The 17405-nt window shown below is 45.2% G+C and carries 12 protein-coding genes; 7 read left to right on the top strand and 5 right to left on the bottom strand.

Annotated elements, in window-relative coordinates; all coding sequences use genetic code 11:
* Positions 1-5 precede the first annotated feature (5 nt).
* Positions 6-1229, bottom strand: a complete 1224-nt coding sequence (locus FCL46_RS17685) for an ROK family transcriptional regulator (protein ID WP_167506085.1) — start codon at positions 1227-1229, stop codon at positions 6-8.
* 375 nt (positions 1230-1604) lie between these two features.
* On the opposite strand from FCL46_RS17685, the gene FCL46_RS17680 reads away from it, so the two are divergent.
* From FCL46_RS17680 to FCL46_RS17660, 5 genes are all read left to right on the top strand, one after another.
* Positions 1605-2669, top strand: coding sequence for a substrate-binding domain-containing protein (locus FCL46_RS17680; protein ID WP_136810458.1), 1065 nt, complete (start codon positions 1605-1607; stop codon positions 2667-2669).
* 90 nt (positions 2670-2759) lie between these two features.
* Positions 2760-4298 (top strand): sugar ABC transporter ATP-binding protein, encoded by a 1539-nt coding sequence (locus FCL46_RS17675; protein ID WP_136810457.1) that lies wholly within the window; start codon positions 2760-2762, stop codon positions 4296-4298.
* Positions 4298-5497: a sugar ABC transporter permease gene (locus tag FCL46_RS17670; protein ID WP_136810456.1), complete on the top strand. Its 1200-nt coding sequence runs from the start codon at positions 4298-4300 to the stop codon at positions 5495-5497. The genes FCL46_RS17675 and FCL46_RS17670 overlap by 1 nt, the downstream gene beginning before the upstream one ends.
* A gap of 312 nt (positions 5498-5809) precedes the next feature.
* Positions 5810-7780 carry a sensor histidine kinase gene (locus FCL46_RS17665; RefSeq protein ID WP_136810455.1) on the top strand — a complete coding sequence of 657 codons (1971 nt, stop codon included), beginning with the start codon at positions 5810-5812 and terminating at the stop codon, positions 7778-7780.
* On the top strand, positions 7770-8411 hold the full coding sequence (locus FCL46_RS17660; protein WP_136810454.1) for a response regulator: 642 nt from the start codon (positions 7770-7772) through the stop codon (positions 8409-8411). Before FCL46_RS17665 ends, FCL46_RS17660 begins: the two co-directional genes overlap by 11 nt.
* Positions 8412-8520: 109 nt before the next feature.
* On the opposite strand, the gene FCL46_RS17655 is transcribed toward FCL46_RS17660, so the two are convergent.
* From FCL46_RS17655 to FCL46_RS17640, 4 genes are all read right to left on the bottom strand, one after another.
* Positions 8521-9096 carry an excalibur calcium-binding domain-containing protein gene (locus FCL46_RS17655; protein ID WP_136810453.1) on the bottom strand — a complete coding sequence of 192 codons (576 nt, stop codon included), beginning with the start codon at positions 9094-9096 and terminating at the stop codon, positions 8521-8523.
* A gap of 189 nt (positions 9097-9285) precedes the next feature.
* Entirely contained in the window at positions 9286-9963 is a 678-nt protein-coding gene (locus tag FCL46_RS17650; protein WP_136810452.1) for a spermidine synthase, read from the bottom strand.
* A 157-nt stretch (positions 9964-10120) separates the two neighbouring features.
* Positions 10121-11542 carry a DEAD/DEAH box helicase gene (locus FCL46_RS17645; RefSeq protein ID WP_136810451.1) on the bottom strand — a complete coding sequence of 474 codons (1422 nt, stop codon included), beginning with the start codon at positions 11540-11542 and terminating at the stop codon, positions 10121-10123.
* Between the two features lie 94 nt (positions 11543-11636).
* A complete protein-coding gene (locus FCL46_RS17640; RefSeq protein WP_136810450.1) occupies positions 11637-12566 on the bottom strand; it encodes an RluA family pseudouridine synthase in 930 nt (309 codons plus the stop codon).
* A gap of 976 nt (positions 12567-13542) precedes the next feature.
* Here FCL46_RS17640 and FCL46_RS17635 point away from each other — a divergent pair.
* Together FCL46_RS17635 and FCL46_RS17630 are read left to right on the top strand one after the other, a co-directional pair.
* On the top strand, positions 13543-14427 hold the full coding sequence (locus tag FCL46_RS17635; RefSeq protein WP_136810449.1) for a CsgG/HfaB family protein: 885 nt from the start codon (positions 13543-13545) through the stop codon (positions 14425-14427).
* 19 nt (positions 14428-14446) lie between these two features.
* Positions 14447-17356 (top strand): CsgG/HfaB family protein, encoded by a 2910-nt coding sequence (locus FCL46_RS17630; RefSeq protein ID WP_136810448.1) that lies wholly within the window; start codon positions 14447-14449, stop codon positions 17354-17356.
* The last annotated feature ends 49 nt before the right edge of the window (positions 17357-17405 follow it).

The following is a 17405-nucleotide window of genomic DNA, read 5'->3' as shown; positions in this document are numbered from 1 at the left end:
TTCTGTCAGCCAACATGTTGACCAATAGGCAGCATGCTTACAGGGGATTTGTATAGTTCCTGGAGCACGAGTGATCCAGCGCCTCTGGCCCATTGTTTGTCTGACCATTCCTGGACGAAAATCAGGTCTTCGACTGGGCCGCACATATTGGCTGTGTGGTCTGCTAGTGAATCTTTGAGTGGTTGAATGAGGTACTCGCCTGCGCGAACCGCTGTTCCTGTTACGATGATTCGTGAAGGATTAAAGAGCGCGACAAGGTTGGAAATGCCCTGTCCCAGGACTTTGCCGGCTTCAGAAAAGATCTCATGAATTACCGGGGTGTCGTTTTTCAACTCTTCAATCAGGTCGTCGAAGGTGATGTTTTCAGGATTTTTTGCCTGCCATTTACCTGCTTTGGCAGCGATTTTTGCATCGCGTAAGAGCGAAATCATTCCTGCATACGATTCGATGCAGCCGTTTTTGCCACAGCGGCATAACGGCCCGTTCTTGGCAAATGTTGTGTGTCCGAACTCGCCGGCTATTCCAGCGGCACCTCTGTAGAGATGACCGTTAATTACAATTCCGAGGCCGACCCCGTTTAACAGAGTGACAACAAGAAAATTATCAACACCTTTACCTTCACCGTACCAGCGCTCAGCAGCGGCAAGGGTGTTCGAGCTGTTATCGATATAGCAGGGGAGGCCGAGTTTTTCTTCAATGTGGTCCTTGAGATTAACGTTTTCCCAGCCGTAGTTTGGCAGAAACCGAATTACTCCGCTATTCCCGTAAACAGGACCGGGGACTGCAATGCCCACCCCAGAAATCTTATCTTTAGAAAAACTGCCGTCCCACATACAGGATTGCACCGTTTTTATCATCAGGTCAGTGATTTCTTCGACACTGTAGCACTGCTCTTTTAACGGCTGGTTTGCTGTGGCGAGAATATCGGCTGCGAGGTTCATAATCACAACGCTGATCTCAGAAATCGATAAATTGACACCAATAACATATGCGCCATCAGGATTAAGGCTGAGGAGCATAGGGCGGCGCCCGCCTTCGTATTCACCTGATTTTTTTTCGATGATAAGTCCTTCCTTGATCAGGTCGGAGGTGACACCTGTTACAGAGGCTTTACTTAAACCGGAACTTGCTGCGAGGTCCACTCGTGAGATCAATCCTGATGTACGGATGATTTCAATGACTTTTGCTCGATTGATGGCCCGCATGAGGTCCCGTACCGGCATAGGCATGCATGCTCTCCTTAACTTCATTAATTGTGGTGCCAGGTATTGAATGGGTGTGAAAATGGCACCGAGTTGATTTATTCAATAAATGAAATAATAAGTCAAAGTCAACAGAAAAAAATATTTACTGTAATAATTTACATATGAGAAGAACTGATAAATACTTACTATTTCGCTGGTGAAACAGGGTTTATTGTACCGAAAATCCTGATCTACTGTAATAAAATGCATTATCGCAGGGGTGTCATGTGATAAAAAAGTTGACATGAATGAAATGTTATGGCATTTGAATTTAGATAATTCATAGATTGAATTAATTGGTTTTGAATACTGGCTGAGGTTAAGATATTTCATTTGAATCAAGCTGAGGAGGAGAATCACATGAAAAAAAGACTGTTACATTTGATGTTGTGCCCGCTGATGGTTGTTGCACTTGCTTTACCTGTAGTTGCTAAAGAGAAGCCGATTAAGATCGGGCTGTCGATTTCAGACTTTGAAACCGAACGTTGGCCGGTAGAAGAAGCAAACATGAAAAGACTTGCAGAAGAGCGTGGTGCAGTGCTCATTTCTCAACAGGCTAATCATGACCCGAAATTGCAGAATGACCAGATTGAGAACATGATTCTGCAGGGTGTTGATGTTATCATCATTATCGCTGAAGATGGCGCGGCAGCAGCTTCCGCAGTTGCAGAGGCGGCAAGAGACGGTATCCCGAGCATCGCGTATGATCGTCTTGTAAAAAGTGATAAACTTGCAGCGTATATCTCTTTTGACAACGTAGAGGTTGGCAGAACCCAGGCACGTGGTGTTCTGGATAAGGTGGATAAGGGACGTTTTGTTATGCTTGGCGGCAGCCCGACAGACAATAACGCCATCCTGTTCCGTAAAGGCCAGATGGAAGTTTTACAGCCACTCATTGATAAAGGTGATATTGAAGTTGTTGCAGACCAGTGGGTAGAAAACTGGGCACCTGCGAATGCTACCAAAATCATGGAAAATATCCTTACAGCTCAACAGAACAAGGTTGATGCAATTGTTGCCTCCAATGACGGAACTGCTCTTGGTGCTCTTCAGGCCATGAAAGCGCAGGGTTTAGCTGGAAAGGTGCCCATTTCAGGTCAGGATGCAACTGCCGCCGGTTGTAAGTCTATCGTTGAAAACGAGTTAACCATGTCTGTGTATAAAGATGGTCGTCTGCTTTCTCCGATGGCAATTGATATGGCAATTAAACTCGCCAAAAAAGAGAAAATTGAAGGTCTTAAGGATTTCAGCCTCGAAGAACTCACGCTCGACAAGAAACTCAAAGGTTCTGTTCCGTGTAAATTCCTCGAGGTTATCGGTGTTACCAAGGACAACGTGTATGATGTCGTAGTTAAGTCAGGTTTCCAGTCATATGACGATGTATACAAAGACATTCCTGCCGACCAGAGACCACCAAAGATTTAAGTTGGACAGTAACAGACTTGAGCTAACAAGCTAAATGCAGGGACGGGTGGTTTACCTGCCCTGCATCATATACGATATCAGGACAAGTCATTGGATACCGCAATACTGCAATTTCGGGAAGTGACCAAAACTTTCCCTGGAGTAACCGCACTTAATAAGATCTCTTTTTCTGTGGAGAAGGGAGAAATACATGGCATTTGCGGCGAAAACGGGGCAGGCAAGTCGACTCTCATGAAGATTTTGGCCGGTGTGCATCCACGCGATACATACACTGGTGAGGTTATCTTTGAGGGTGAACCACTTAATTTTGCCCAGGGCGCGATCCAGCAGGCTCGCGAAATGGGTATTGCAATCGTTCATCAGGAACTGGCGCTTGTTCAGGAAATGACGGTTGGAGAGAATATTTATCTTGGTCGTGAGCCGGGTGGGAAGAGTGTTATTAACTGGCATCAACTCTATTCCGAAACTCAGCAGATACTGAACCGCTACCAGATTGATCTGCCGATAGGCAAGCCTGTCTCTACCTTAAGTGTCGGCAGACAACAGATGGTAGAGATAGTACGGGCGCTGTCTGAAGATGCAAAAATTCTCATTTTGGATGAACCTACATCTGCATTAGCTGACCAGGAAGTGAAAGTGCTGATGCAAATCCTGCAGACACTCAAAGAACAGGGCGTTACCTGTCTGTACATCTCCCATAAATTAGAAGAAGTCTTTGATATTACTGATCGGGTCACGGTGTTTCGTGATGGTGAGGTTGTCGGCACCAAAAAAACGTCAGAGACTTCAACGAACGAAATCATTGCAATGATGGTCGGTCGTGAAATGACCGAACGTTTTCCAGTAGCAAAGCGATCTCCTAAAGAGGTTGTTCTTGAGGTGGAAGGGTTGTCAGCCGATTGGTCCGATGCCCCAGGTAAAGAGATGCTTTCAGATATCTCATTTTCTGTTCGGGCTGGAGAAATTCTCGGCATTGCCGGGCTTATGGGCTCGGGGCGAAGCGAACTGGTAACGATGCTCTTTGGAGAATGCGGACGCATACAGAGTGGCACAATCCGTATATGCGGAGAAGCTGTGAAGATCTGTTCCGCCAGAGAAGCAATGAAACACGGGATAAGTCTGATTCCTGAAGATCGTAAGCAACAGGGATTGGTGCTGGGGCAGTCAATATTAAAAAACATTTCGCTTGCTAATATGGACAGGTTTGCCGGTTTCGGTTCGATCAACAAGCATGAAGAACTGAACGCAAGTGAGAAAATGGCGAAGGAACTCGCAGTAAAAGCCCCGACACTTCATGCCATAGTCAACTCGCTTAGCGGCGGCAATCAGCAAAAGGTAGTTATCGGTAAGTGGCTGATGTCAGAACCGAAAGTGTTGATACTTGATGAACCGACCCGTGGAATTGATGTGGGTGCCAAGTATGAAATATATAAACTGATGAATAAACTGGCCGCAGAAGGTGTGGCGATCATCATGGTGAGTTCGGAGTTGCCTGAAATACTGGGTATGAGTGACCGGATTCTTGTCATGCATGAGGGACGTGTGGGCGGCATTGTGGATCGGGAAAATGCGACACAGGAAAATTTGATGGCCCTTGCAACGGGCATGACTGCAGGTGGGGGAATGTAATGCTTTCAAAAACACTATCGAACATGATCCGCAATAATATCCAGACCTACACCATGATTTTGGCGTTGGTATTTATCTGGGTGTTGTTTGGCTTTTTAACCGATTGGATTTTCTTCTCACCGCGGAATCTTTCGAACCTTTTCCGTCAGATGACCATAGTTTCGTTTCTCTCTATCGGCATGGTCATGGTCATTGTTACTGGTAATATTGATCTTTCGGTAGGCTCCTGTGTGGGGCTGGTGAGCGCAATAACAGCCTGGTTACAGGCAATATTTCTGCCACCGTTGTTTGAGCAGTATCTGCCGGGTATGTCCATGCTGTCGCAAGGCGGAATCATTACCGTAATTACAATATTCTTCGGATTATGTGTTGGTGGATTGATCGGTGTGATACAGGGCTCGGTGATAGCCTACCTGGGGGTTCCCGCATTTATCGTTACGCTGGGCGGAATGCTGATCTTCCGCGGTGGTGTGCTCGGTATCACCCAGGGTAAAACAATCGTACCCATAGAAGACAGTTTCAGGTTGATTGCGCAGGGCTATTTGCCTAAGAATCTGGGCTGGATTCTGGGAGCACTGGCGATATTGTATCTGTTTTTCTGGCTGTTCTATAACCGTAAACAAAAGATGTCCTATGGTATTAACGTTCGGCCTTTTGGTGTAGATCTTGCCCAGACAATGTTCTTTTCTGCAATCATTCTTGTATTCGTCTACGTGATGAACAACTACCGTGGCATTCCTAATCCTGTTTTGCTGATGGTTTTTGTCGCTCTGCTTTTCACCTATATTACCCAGAATACCCGACTTGGCCGTTACGCCTACGCTCTCGGTGGTAATGCCGAGGCGACACGTCTTTCAGGTGTAAACACAAAGGCCAATGTCTTTCAGGTGTTTGTACTGATGGGTCTACTTACCGGTGTCAGTGGCATTGTTCTCACCGGGTATGTTGCAGCAGGCACAACCAGTGGCGGTGTGAACTACGAACTTGAAGCGATTGCCGCCTGTGTAATCGGCGGTACTTCGCTTATGGGCGGTAGTGGCTCAATTGCCGGTGCTCTTGTCGGTTCGCTTATCATGGCCAGTCTTTTAAACGGTATGAGTGTAATGAATATGCCGGCATTCTGGCAGTTTATCATTCGCGGACTTGTGCTGGTACTGGCAGTGTATATGGATGTTGCCACGAAGCGACGTCGCAGCTGATTAGGCAAGGCCGTACACTACCTTAGAAGTATGGGCGGGGTGGATGATACAACATCTTATCCCGCCTTTTTTCTGTAACAGTAGGTGGTTGAAACGTTTCCCTACTTTCTTGAATTTTCCGTATCTCGTGACAAAATTGCGGCTAGAATTGCTGTTTTGATTTATCGTCAATGCCTAACACACAATATGTTCTTCTTTGAGTTGTGTTCACGTATTTTGTATAATGAACAAATGATGTGTTTTGAGTCGAGTGACCAATGATAGAATGCCCTGGTAGATTCCTAAGTAAATGACGGGATATCATTTCTAAAAATGATTAGGAAAAATGAGTTCTTATACCTGCTTTTTCTGGTTTCTATCTATTCTGTAGTACACTGTTACTTAATCAAATGGATTATTACTCCAGAGCAACAGCATCTTGAGAGTCAATTAGCCAGGAAAGAGTCTGAGCGTGTTACTGCAGCATTGCAGAGGGAGTTGAAAGTTCTTGATACCATGGCGCATGACTGGGGTGTCTGGAATGATACGTACACCTTTGCCCAGAACGCTAATGAGGCCTATATCACGTCTAATCTCAATGACTATACACTGATTGGTTGCGAGATCAATTTACTGTATATCTACGATCAGAAAGGATCACTTCTCTGGAGTCGCCTGATTAATCTTGATACTCAGGAGGTGTTGACCCTCAATGAACTGCCTGCAAGCGATTTCCCGCCTGACCATCCGCTTCTGCATCATTCTTCTTTAAGTAGCTCCATAACCGGTTTGAAAAAGACTGATTCTGGACTACTTTTACTCGCATCTCACCCTATTCTGACGAATTCCCACAATGGCCCGATAAGGGGCACTATGGTTTTTGGAAGACTCTTGACCGAAAATGTGAAGAACAGGTTGAGAGAGCAGACTAAAGTCAGCTCGCATATAATAGATCGGGATGATACAGAGGCGATTGCCGATATACCGATTGATTTTAAGTCAATTGGAGCGGACAGGCCATATGTGTTGAACTATACAGACGATGAAATTCTGATCTACAGTCAACTTATTGATTATCACGGGAACCCTCAATGGTTGCTGGAAGTCAAGGTCGATCGATCAATCACTTTACAATCCAGACATATTCTTCGTTACGTCTTGATTTCAAATGGTTTACTAGGATTATTCACTCTCTCGTTTATGTTGATTTTCTACAGGAAGCGTCTTCATGCGGAAACTTCAGCGTTTCGAAATCTTATTCCACGAACTCGATTTTCAGATACTCAGATACCTCATGTTGATAAGGAATGGAAAATTTTTACTAAGAATGAATTCTCTCAATTGAGTCAAGATCTTCGCTTGATGATTGACCGGTACGAAAAGGCCAGGCACCGAGATGAAAATGTAATTACTCAACAAGCCCTGTCGTTATTTGAACTTAATGAGTTACTCGTCAATGAAGTTAAAAAACGACTGATGATTGAGGAGAATCTCAACAAAAACCAGATGGATCTTGAAAGGCAGGTCTCAATCAGGACCGGGGAACTGAACGCAATGAATATTGCCCTGCATGAAGAGATCGACGAGCGTAAAATAGATCAGGAAGAGTTAAGGGCTCAGCGAAAACGGCTTCAGAATCTCTCATCAGAATTGATGGAAATGGAGGATAATGAACGGCACCAGCTTGCTGTGATTCTTCATGATAAAATCGGTCAATCTCTGTCTGTTGTGAAGATGTATCTAGATGCTATGATTGATTATATGCCTGATACTGCCTCCAGAATCAATATGCAGCAGGTTGTTTCAATTGTTGATCAGACCATTGATGATACCCGGTCACTGACGTTTGACCTGAGCCCGCCGATTCTTTACGAACTCGGGCTTGAGGCCGCTTTGGAATGGCTTGCTGAAGAATTGCAGGAGAGTTACCCGATTGAGATAAGAACGCAATGTGCTGTTAAACGTAAACATGCTTCCTCTGCTTTTCTTGCGCTTCTCTTTCGAACTATACGTGAATTGTTGATGAACGTAATACAGCATGCATCTGCAGAGAGTGCCGAGGTACAGGTACGTTGTAAAGGAAAAATGCTGCATATTATCGTTTCGGATAATGGGTGCGGAATTACACGTGACAAAGAAAATACTACGGGCTTTGGTTTATTCAGTATCCGGGAACGAATAACCAATATTGGAGGTACAGTGATCATTGATTCTAAACTAGATGTTGGCACAAAAGTATATTTAACGATTCCGATCGAGCAGAATATGCCGGAGACGCAGCAGGTGCTATGTCATGACAGTTGAAATAGTGGTTGTGGACGACCATAAGATTGTTCAGGACGGCCTCTGCTCACTTATTGAAGGACTCAACGGGTATACTGTTACCGGTCGTGCAGACAATGGCAGGGATGCTATTGCTATTGCGCTGAGGTTGGCACCGGATATAGTCATCATGGATCTTAGCATGCCGGAAATGAACGGTATTGACGCGACCAGTTCAATCATACGGGAAATGCCGGATTGCAAAGTCATCATACTGTCAATGTATTCAGACAAGCGTTTTATTATTGGTGCATTACAGGCTGGTGCCAGCGGTTTCCTGCTGAAGGAGTGCGCTTTCGGCGAACTCAGCCAGGCTTTGGAGGCTGTTGGTAATAACCAGACGTATCTCAGCCCGAAAATTGCTGGTACAGTAGTACACGATTACCGGAGACGTTTGGTCGCACAAAACAATGGAAATTCGCTCACAACAAAAGAACGTGAGGTGCTCCAGTTGATAGCGGAAGGATATTCAACAAGGGAAATAGCTGATAAACTCTTTGTTTCTGTTAAGGCTATAGAAGGGAGAAGGAAAAAAATTACGACCAAACTCAAAATTAGCAGCCTGGCTGGTCTTGTTAAGTATGCAATTCGTGAAAAATTGACTGAGTTGTAGAAATAGACAGAGAGGAGAGATCGTTCAATATCGATCGAAGCTATGAGGCTGTTATTTTTTATCGAAATCAGATAGTTAGTGATGTTGTTGAGGGGGCGAGAAATTCGCGCTATTTACACCATTGCCGTTCACATGGAACGCCATCTCTGTCTCCATCCATTTTTGTGTTTGGGCAGTTTTGTAGAAAAAATAGTGCTTCTTTACACGATCTCATTTCAGTGCAACGTGTTCTGCCATCACACCTGAAGTTTGAAACGGACTGTTGTTTTTGCGGTGCCTTTTTTGCGATCTTCACACCGGAAATCGATAGCAGCGTTGTGCCGCTTTCTATTCTGGTAAAGGCGAAGCCGCCAATTCCTATGATGAGAAGCATGATCATAAAAGTCGATTTAAGACTATTTTTCCGATTACGCTTGTTGAGTTTTCTTTTTTGATGGGAATATGTCGTTTCGTCAAGCAATGAAACCCCTTCGATTACCGCATCGACTGCCTGTATCTTCCCTTCGGCATCAGTTTGAGAATAATAAAAAATTGTATCTCCGACTTTTGGGCGTCTTGAGATGTTTTTATCAAATGATGAAATATGGATGAAGATAGTGGTATTGGTGTGCTCGGATGTTATGAATCCGAATCCTTTGTCTTCAAACCATTTTTCAAGGATTCCTTTTGATCGTATGTCAGCCAAGTCAGCTCCTGAATTGCTTGATTGAAAGTTGAGGTAGTAGTCGGACCGGGACCTGAGTAAGAAAACAGCTTAAATGTGCGAAAGAAATACCCGCTATCAATAGTAATAACAATACTTTTGTAGCATGTTTCGAGCTGTGAAGGGGAGACGTAAGGTGCCGATTGGTGTTAACTCATTTCATTCATGAAACTACCTCGGCTTTGTGGCAAGCCATATGGTATGTCTGCGGCCTTTACCCGGTTTGCGTGATCGAACAGTGACTGTTTCAGTTTGAAATCGGCATTTCTTAAGACGTCGTGTAAAACCTTCATCCGGGCCATATGACCATACCGCAAGAATACCTCCGGGGCGAAGCGCGTAAAACACGTTCTTTAATCCGGACATGCCATAGAGGCGATCATTTGATTCCCGTGTAAGTCCATCTGGGCCGTTATCTACATCGAGAAGTATTGCATCCCACTCAGATTTGTTACTCATGATAGTTTTCACCACATCTCCCTGCTGAACAGATACCCGTGGATCATTTAATGGAAATCCTGCAAGATGTCCGAGATGTTCGCGGTTCCAGCTGATAACTGCCGGAACAAGTTCTGATACCGTAACGTGTGTATCGCTACTTGAGTGTTCAAGCGCCGCGGCAAGCGTATAGCCCATGCCGAGTCCACCAACGAGAATATTTAATGCTGATGTGTTTTGGAGGCGCTTGCATGTAAGCTCCGCCAGAGCATCCTCAGAGCCGTGAACGCGGCTGTTCATCAGCTCTGTAGCTGCAAAACGGATTGAGTATTCGGTATCACGCTTTCGGAGAATGAGTTCGCCGTTTTCCCCGGGGATATGTGCTTTACCGAGTTCTTGCCATGGAATCATAGTGTTACTCTTTATCTTCAGGTAAATTTAATATACCCGAGTTGTTGCCTGTTTTAGATATGGAGGACAATATTCTGTTCCACGGTGAACCTGTGAATTGGCAGAAATACAATACTCTGGAGAGTTTGCTAAGCAGTCGACCGACTGCAGATCATCTTCAACGCCTTTTGCGGTTAGTTCTGTTCTTGCGCGAGCCAAGGCTACACGATTTGGCTGGTGCACTAGCATCTGATGATTTTCGATTTCTTCTCCCGCCTGATTTTTCCTGCGATGCCCCAGTCGTTTGTGACCTGCTTCCTCTACGTGACTTCTGGGCACTTTTTTCCCTGGAACCTGCAGGCTTTCGCGAGTCATCCGGAGACTTAGCCTGACTGTTTGTTGTGTTCTTTTTTGGCTTTTTGGGTTTCTTCGGGCGCGGCTTCTGCAACTGGGTGAGAGGAACTCCATGCTTCGGAACATAGCCGGTTGCAACTTCGCGTACCAAAAGATGGCGAATCAGGGTTTCGATTGCGGTAAGCAACTCGACTTCATCAGCACTCACCAGAGAAATTGCTACCCCTTCCATACCTGCACGACCTGTTCTGCCGATGCGATGAATATAATCTTCCGCGACTTTGGGAAGATCCAGATTGATGACATGACTAAGCTCAGAAATATCAATCCCTCGTGAAGCGATATCTGTGGCAACCAGAACCCGGATTGCACCGGCCTTAAACTCAGTGAGAGCATGAGTACGCGCACCCTGACTTTTATCTCCATGAATAGCGAGGGCGGAGATACCGATGCCTGTCAGTTTTCTAACAATCTGGTCAGCTCCCTTTTTGGTGCGACAAAAGACCAGTACCTGCTGCCAGTCGTTATTGCGCAGGAGATGGCAGAGCAAATCGGGTTTTTTGCTTTTGTCTACTTCGTAGAGCCATTGTTTAACGCTTTTGGCGGCTGAATTCTGCGGGTTGACTTCTATCCGCACCGGTCGTCGCAGGAGTTTGTCTGTGAGCGTACGGATTTCGCTGGAAAATGTGGCTGAAAAGAGCAGGTTCTGGCGAATAGCTGGTAACAGCGCAAGAATCTCACGAATCTCGTCTTCAAATCCGAGATTGAGCATCTTGTCGGCTTCATCAAGCACCAGAGTCTGAATCTGATCAAAGTTCACGGCGTTTTGCCGATGAAGATCAAGCAGGCGGCCAGGTGTGGCAACGAGAATATCTATGCCTCGTCGAAGTTGCATCATCTGTGGATTAATTTTTACCCCACCGTATACAGCAATTGAGCTGGTGGGCAGAAATTTTCCGTAGCTGGTAACTGCGTCCGTAACCTGTATGGCAAGTTCCCGTGTCGGAACAAGCACTAAGGCACGGATGTGGTTTGATCGTACGCGGGGGCCAATGCTCAGGCGCTGCAAAAGCGGGAGGGTGAATCCTGCAGTTTTGCCTGTGCCGGTTTGTGCTGCGGCCATAACATCTTTACCTGAAAGAACAGCCGGAATTGCTTTAGTCTGAATCGGAAAGGGCGTTGTATACCCTTTCTCATTAATGGCGCGCAGCAGAGGTTCAGATAACCCGAGTTTAGAAAATGACATAGTGTTCACACAAAAAAAGTAATAGATAGCAGTACGCTGTGCCTGATGTACGCTGGTGTATTAAACAACTCGCTGAGGGGTTGACATTGATACGCTATTTCTCTGTGAAGAGTTTACTGAATTTTGCCGGAATGGGAGTCTCAAAACTGCACAGTTCATTGGTCTTCGGATGGGTGAAAACCAGCCCCTGGGCGTGCAGGCCGAGGCGGCCGATTGGCTTGATTTTAGACCCATATTTTACATCACCGACAACCGGATGCCCGATATCCTGCATATGTACACGAATCTGGTGTTTTCTGCCTGTTTCAAGATTAATCTGCAGCAGAGAAAAATCCTTATTGGTCTTCAGCGTTTTATAATGGGTGACAGCTTTCTTGCCTACATTCGGGTTTTGCGAAGAATAGACGATGAACGCCTTGCTTTCGTGCAAAAAGGAGGTAATTGTTCCACCTTCCCGCTCGATCTTGCCTTCAACTACCGCTATGTACGTACGTTCTTTAATAGTTGTAATCCATGTTTCCTGGATCTTATGCTTTATCTCTTCATTTTTTGCAAAAAGTAGAAGGCCGGAGGTTTCCCGGTCAATTCGATGAACAATAAATATTTTATTATCAGGATCTTCTGTCTTTACGTAATCACTTAAAATGGCATAAGCCGTTCTGCGTTTTTCTTTGTCTGTGGCAACAGTGAGAAGACCTGCAGGTTTATTGACTACGATGATCTGATCGTCTTCAAAAACGATATTGAGACCATGCGGACGTTTTCTAGGCGATGTTTTCTCCCAGCAAACTTCTATTGTCTGACCGGCTTTGATTACTTGATCAAACTGGGTTACTGCTCTTTTGTTCACTATTACCTGCTGGTCCCGCAAGATAGCTTTCAGGAGTTTGCGGCTCTTGCCAGGGAAGGCGGCGATGAGTGTGTCGAGCAACTGACCGCTTTGTTTAACAGTAAATGTGTCAGCTGTTTTTTTATTTTTACTCGAATTCTTGTTGGTACGGCTTTGTGGTCTGGTTTTTTTCATCTTTCTCTCGATGGGAATGGATGTACAGCTATTTGATCATACTATGATGCATGTGCAGGGCGTCGGCAATCTACCTTTTTTTGCGTCTAAAGTCCCAACTATTTCAAAACCTGATATACGGGATTTGGCAAACTTCACTTTAAGGAGTCGAATCGTATTGTCTATCTCGTTATTTCATCTTTATGGTAGTTCTTATTATCTTGCGACTTTTAATGGATATGTTCCAAAATTATATTCAGGAAATGGTCTGCCTTCAGTCAGATGCGAACACGGTAAAAGTTAGTGTCCGGTTGTCCGTTCAGGTGAATGGAACGGTATATTGTTATTGCAGAAATGGAGTGCATGATAGTTTTTCAAGAAAAGTAAATCTTTATTACCTATTCTGATTGCAGGATGTTTATCTATCATCTTTTCGATTTTAAAAAGGATTACTGTTATCTTTTGCAACGTGATCACTTTAACCCGATTATTACGCAAAAAAAAAATATGGAACGATATGCCTAACTCATATATGCTCTTTCTTTAGGGGCTTTCATTTGCGTAGACTCAGGGGGACATGGAAGCAGATAATACAGGTATTTCAACACTACAATGTGATATCTGTTCTGTGTAAAGGGGAAAGTGGTTCCGCTCAGATTTATTCAAAGCTATCTGAGATAAAAACGTTCAATATACAATCGGTAAACATGCTTCTACCGTGCACCTTTAATATGTGTACAGAGTGATGAGATTACGGATTGTGTAGCATTGACATGTACGGCAGATTGAATTGATCTCCAGAGTGCAATCATCTATTCTCCTTCAGCATATCTTTCTCTCGACGCATTCTATTTTTCGAGAATGCTCCTCCAAAACCTGATGTTTCGTATTTTATACTATTTCTTGTGTTGCATTACCATGTGCTCAAAGTTGATGCGTGTAATTCCACCTCTAAATACGTAGTAACAACAATAAGAAAGGATAGGGCGGGTACGATATGAAGTGTAAAAGAACGTTGTGTCGACTTACGGTGTATCTATTGATATCAGTCCTGACAGTCCAGGTCTGTTGGGCAGCAGAGAAATCAACGGTAGCAATCAGGGAAGCAAGGGTTGCGGAGAATGTTTCTGAATCTGTGAGGAAATACCTGGATCTTGATAAGCTGCTTGCAGAAATGGAGGCCTCTTTTCTGGCCACCAGGAAATTTAAAGTGGTAACCCGTAATAAAGCCTCAATGGAAGCAATTCTTGATGAGCAGAAATTTGCTGATTCAGAGGTTGCGGCAGGCGATAGTGCCGAATCGGGTAATATGCAGAATGCAGATTATCTGATCCTGCCTGAAGTCTACCGGTTTGCCTTTTATGCCAGTACCAATAAAGTCCCCAATCTTCAAAACAAGTATTTCAGGCGTGACCATGGCACGCTTGAAATCAACACCCAGATCGTCGATACCACCACAGGTCAGGTAACTGCCACCTTCTACATGAAAGACAGCTTCTCCACACAAGAGAGAATGGTGAACGGCGGTGGCGGGGTTCCGAATACTAAACACTTTAGTGATCTGGCTAAAGGAGTATCGGCCCAGATGGCAGATCAGTTTCTTGCGATGGTGTTCCCTGTTGAAGTGATCAGCGTAAAAGGGGAAACCGTCTATCTCAATCGTGGCCAGGATGGCGGCTTTAAGAAAGGGGACGTTTTGAATGTCTACTTTAAAGGGGAAGCCCTGATTGATCCTCACACTGGAGAGCAGCTTGGCTCTGCCGAGGAGTATATAGGCAAAATCACGGTAGATAGAATTAACCCCAAATTTACCATAGCAAAAGCTGTGAAAGATAAGCTGGAAGGTGAACTGTCGGTAGGATGTATCGTTCGAAAACCCTGACATCTGAGTGGAGATAGAGATGGAGAAAAATATTCATTTGGCAGCAGAAGTCATGGTGGTGCTTTGCATTCTTGTGCTGAATCTATGTATGAGTGTGGAAAATGTCAGCGCGGCATCATCGAAAGAAAACAACACACAGGCGACAATTGCTGTGCTGAGTCATACGGATTTCCTACCTGACGCGACAGGAGTCTATGATCGAAGGTCATGGGATGGCAGGGATAAACATCCTGGTTATGCTGGTGCAAAGCCAAATACGACTCAAGATCAGGCCTACAACAATGTTGATAGACCTCATGGGTATGACCCTGAAGCAGTTGGTTTACCTGAAATACTTGGCGATGCAATCCTTGAGAAGCTGACACAGAGCAAGCGCTTTCTACCTGTTGAACGTAAAGCTCTACGCACTTCCATACTCGAACAGCGTTTCGGTGAGAAACTTGCTGCAAGTTATATGGATCGCACACTTGATAAGGCTATTGAGGATATGGGCAGTCTCGAGATCGGTGTCGAAGCAACATTACCTGCTATACTGAAAGGGGCAAAATATAATGATTTGCTGCATGATTTTAAGGATCTGGGTACTGCAGTGGGGGCGGATTATCTGGTAGTTGGCAATATCCATCAACTCGGAAGCAGCATAACGACACAAAAAATCCCTTTGAGTGAAAGCGGCAGGACCTTACATCGGAAAATGTCTGAAGCACGTTTGCGCCTTAGGGTCATCAATGCTGCAAACAGCACTGTGGTTGGAGCAGACAGTCTGAACATTACTGTCTCATCCATGTTGTTTTCTGGTGGCCCGGAGAATAGAGGTGATTTTGAATTTATGGATTCGGTAGCAAGCAGTGCGGCTGCTAAAATCCTTGATATGATTTTTCCGGCAACTGTTATCAGTGTTCAACCCCTTATTATTTCACGCGGTGCAAATGACGGAGTAGTGGAGGGAAATCGTTTTCAAATTGTACGTGATGGAAAAGCGTTGAAGGAGTCTTCCGGGGTTGTTATCGGCCATCTCAAAAAAACTATTGGTGAGGTGGAGGTTACAGATGTTCAGGGAAATTTTGCTGTTGTAACTCCGATTACCGGAGAAGATTTTAAAACCGGTGATCTGGCTCTGTCGGGGCTAAAAGAAAAAAGTAGAGGCAATGAAAATGCAACATTTTGGCAGGCTGTTGCAACCCCTCTTAACAATGCGGGCGGCAGTCTGGCATCGAATCTTCCACGAATTGCTGTTGGTCTGGTCAAGACCGGCTCTACCGCCAAAACAGGCAAAGAAGCAGATAAACACATCCCGATATTTACAGATACGCTTATAACCAGACTCGTTCAAACGAGGCGATTTACCATTATCGACCGTCAGGAACTCGATCAATTGCTCGATGAGCAAATGGCTCAGGCAATAGCTGCAAATCGTGATATGCCAAGTGGTATGGGGGCATTACACGGATGTGACTACCTCGTACTTGGTTCATTGCAGAATTTTTCCATGGACGAGCAGTCGATACAGCTCCCGGGATCAACACGGGTGATGCAGGTATTTGATGGATTTGCTGAAGGCAATATGCGGCTGGTGGATGCCAGAAGCGGGGACGTTATGGAGTCCAGAAAAATTATTGTCCAGAAGCAGCTTGATAATCAGGCAAGTGAAAACCATCTGATCGCTGAGCTTGCGGATCAATATGCTTCCGAGGTGGTTGCTGATCTGGTAAATGCGGTCTATCCGATTAAAGTCGCTGCCGTAAGTGATGACGGAGTGATTTATCTTAACAGAGGTAATGATGGGTTGCTGAATGCGGGATCTGTACTTGATGTTTTTCGGACCGGTCAGAAGATTATTGACCCGGATACCGGTGTTGAACTCGGCAGTATGGAGCATCTGTTAGGGCAGATACAGTTGACTTCAGTTGAAGAAAACCGGAGCATGGGCAGAATGATTTACGGTGAGGAAGCGATTGAGGGAAATGTGCTAAAACTTGTCAGGAAAGGGGTTCCGCAGGATAACGAGGACGTGGCAGGATATACAGGTGCTCTATTGCCGGGAACTGTTGCCGTAACTGGTGATAGTCAAATATCGCCGCTCACTGCTGTCTCCAGTGGAAAGCCAAGCGTTGCGCTTACGACAATTCGATTGAATACAGGTTTGGTTCCGGCAGGTACAGTAAAAGCACTTTTTGCCCAGCAGGCTATGATGGACAAACTCACAGATAATCTGGTTGATGCTCTGGCTAAATCCAATCGCTTTACCATGATGGAACGCCGGGAAACAGATCAGCTTATTGATGAGAAGAGTTATGTGGCAATTGCAAAGGGTGGCGACATTCGTGATTACCTCAAGGAGCTCGAAGGCAGTGATTATCTGGTGATTGGAGAGCTGACCAGCGCCTACCTGCTAAAAACAAGTAAAGATGTGCCGTACATTGATCAAAAAGAAGTGACACAAAACGGTATCATGGAGGGGAATCTACGTATTGTTGATGCCCATTCCAGCAGGATCATTGCTACTGATACCTTTCGTATTAAAGAACAGTTCAAAAATCTGGCAATGCCCGAGATACGTACCCGGATGATCGATGCCTATGTAAAAGAAGCGGCGGCAGGAATTGTGCAGCGCCTCTACCCTATAAAAATCCTTGAAGTACTATCCGGCGGTCAGATATTCCTTAACCGTGGGGCCGATGCGGATATAGCAGTAGGCTCAACATTTACTGTCCAGCGGCCGGGTGAGGAACTGATTGATCCGGATACCGGAATATCTTTCGGTGTTGCAGAGACACCCATTGGCATGCTGCGCATAACCCAGGTTGAAACAGCGAGATCACGAGCAGAAATGGTAACAGGGAGCATGCCGGCACGAGGAGATATACTCCGCAACAGCGCGCCCCCTTCGGTCCCGAAGCCCAAGGAGAAAATGAAGATCTCCTGGTAGTATTTTCGGATGGTCTCCTGGCGTATTGCAATCACTAACCCTTGCCAAA

Origin of the sequence: Desulfosediminicola flagellatus, from assembly GCF_005116655.2 — a bacterium.
In the GTDB taxonomy this organism is placed as follows: Bacteria; Desulfobacterota; Desulfobulbia; order Desulfobulbales; family Desulfocapsaceae; genus Desulfopila; species Desulfopila flagellata.
The sequence above is the reverse complement of the archived record's forward strand: the minus strand, read 5'-3'. Positions and strand labels throughout refer to the sequence as shown.

Coding starts and splice junctions, on each gene's coding strand:
- FCL46_RS17685 (WP_167506085.1), bottom strand. CDS start 1,229: ATGCCTATGCCGGTACGGGACCTCATGCGGGCCATCAATCGAGCAAAA.
- FCL46_RS17680 (WP_136810458.1), top strand. CDS start 1,605: ATGAAAAAAAGACTGTTACATTTGATGTTGTGCCCGCTGATGGTTGTT.
- FCL46_RS17670 (WP_136810456.1), top strand. CDS start 4,298: ATGCTTTCAAAAACACTATCGAACATGATCCGCAATAATATCCAGACC.
- FCL46_RS17665 (WP_136810455.1), top strand. CDS start 5,810: ATGATTAGGAAAAATGAGTTCTTATACCTGCTTTTTCTGGTTTCTATC.
- FCL46_RS17660 (WP_136810454.1), top strand. CDS start 7,770: ATGACAGTTGAAATAGTGGTTGTGGACGACCATAAGATTGTTCAGGAC.
- FCL46_RS17650 (WP_136810452.1), bottom strand. CDS start 9,963: ATGATTCCATGGCAAGAACTCGGTAAAGCACATATCCCCGGGGAAAAC.
- FCL46_RS17645 (WP_136810451.1), bottom strand. CDS start 11,542: ATGTCATTTTCTAAACTCGGGTTATCTGAACCTCTGCTGCGCGCCATT.
- FCL46_RS17640 (WP_136810450.1), bottom strand. CDS start 12,566: ATGAAAAAAACCAGACCACAAAGCCGTACCAACAAGAATTCGAGTAAA.
- FCL46_RS17635 (WP_136810449.1), top strand. CDS start 13,543: ATGAAGTGTAAAAGAACGTTGTGTCGACTTACGGTGTATCTATTGATA.
- FCL46_RS17630 (WP_136810448.1), top strand. CDS start 14,447: ATGGAGAAAAATATTCATTTGGCAGCAGAAGTCATGGTGGTGCTTTGC.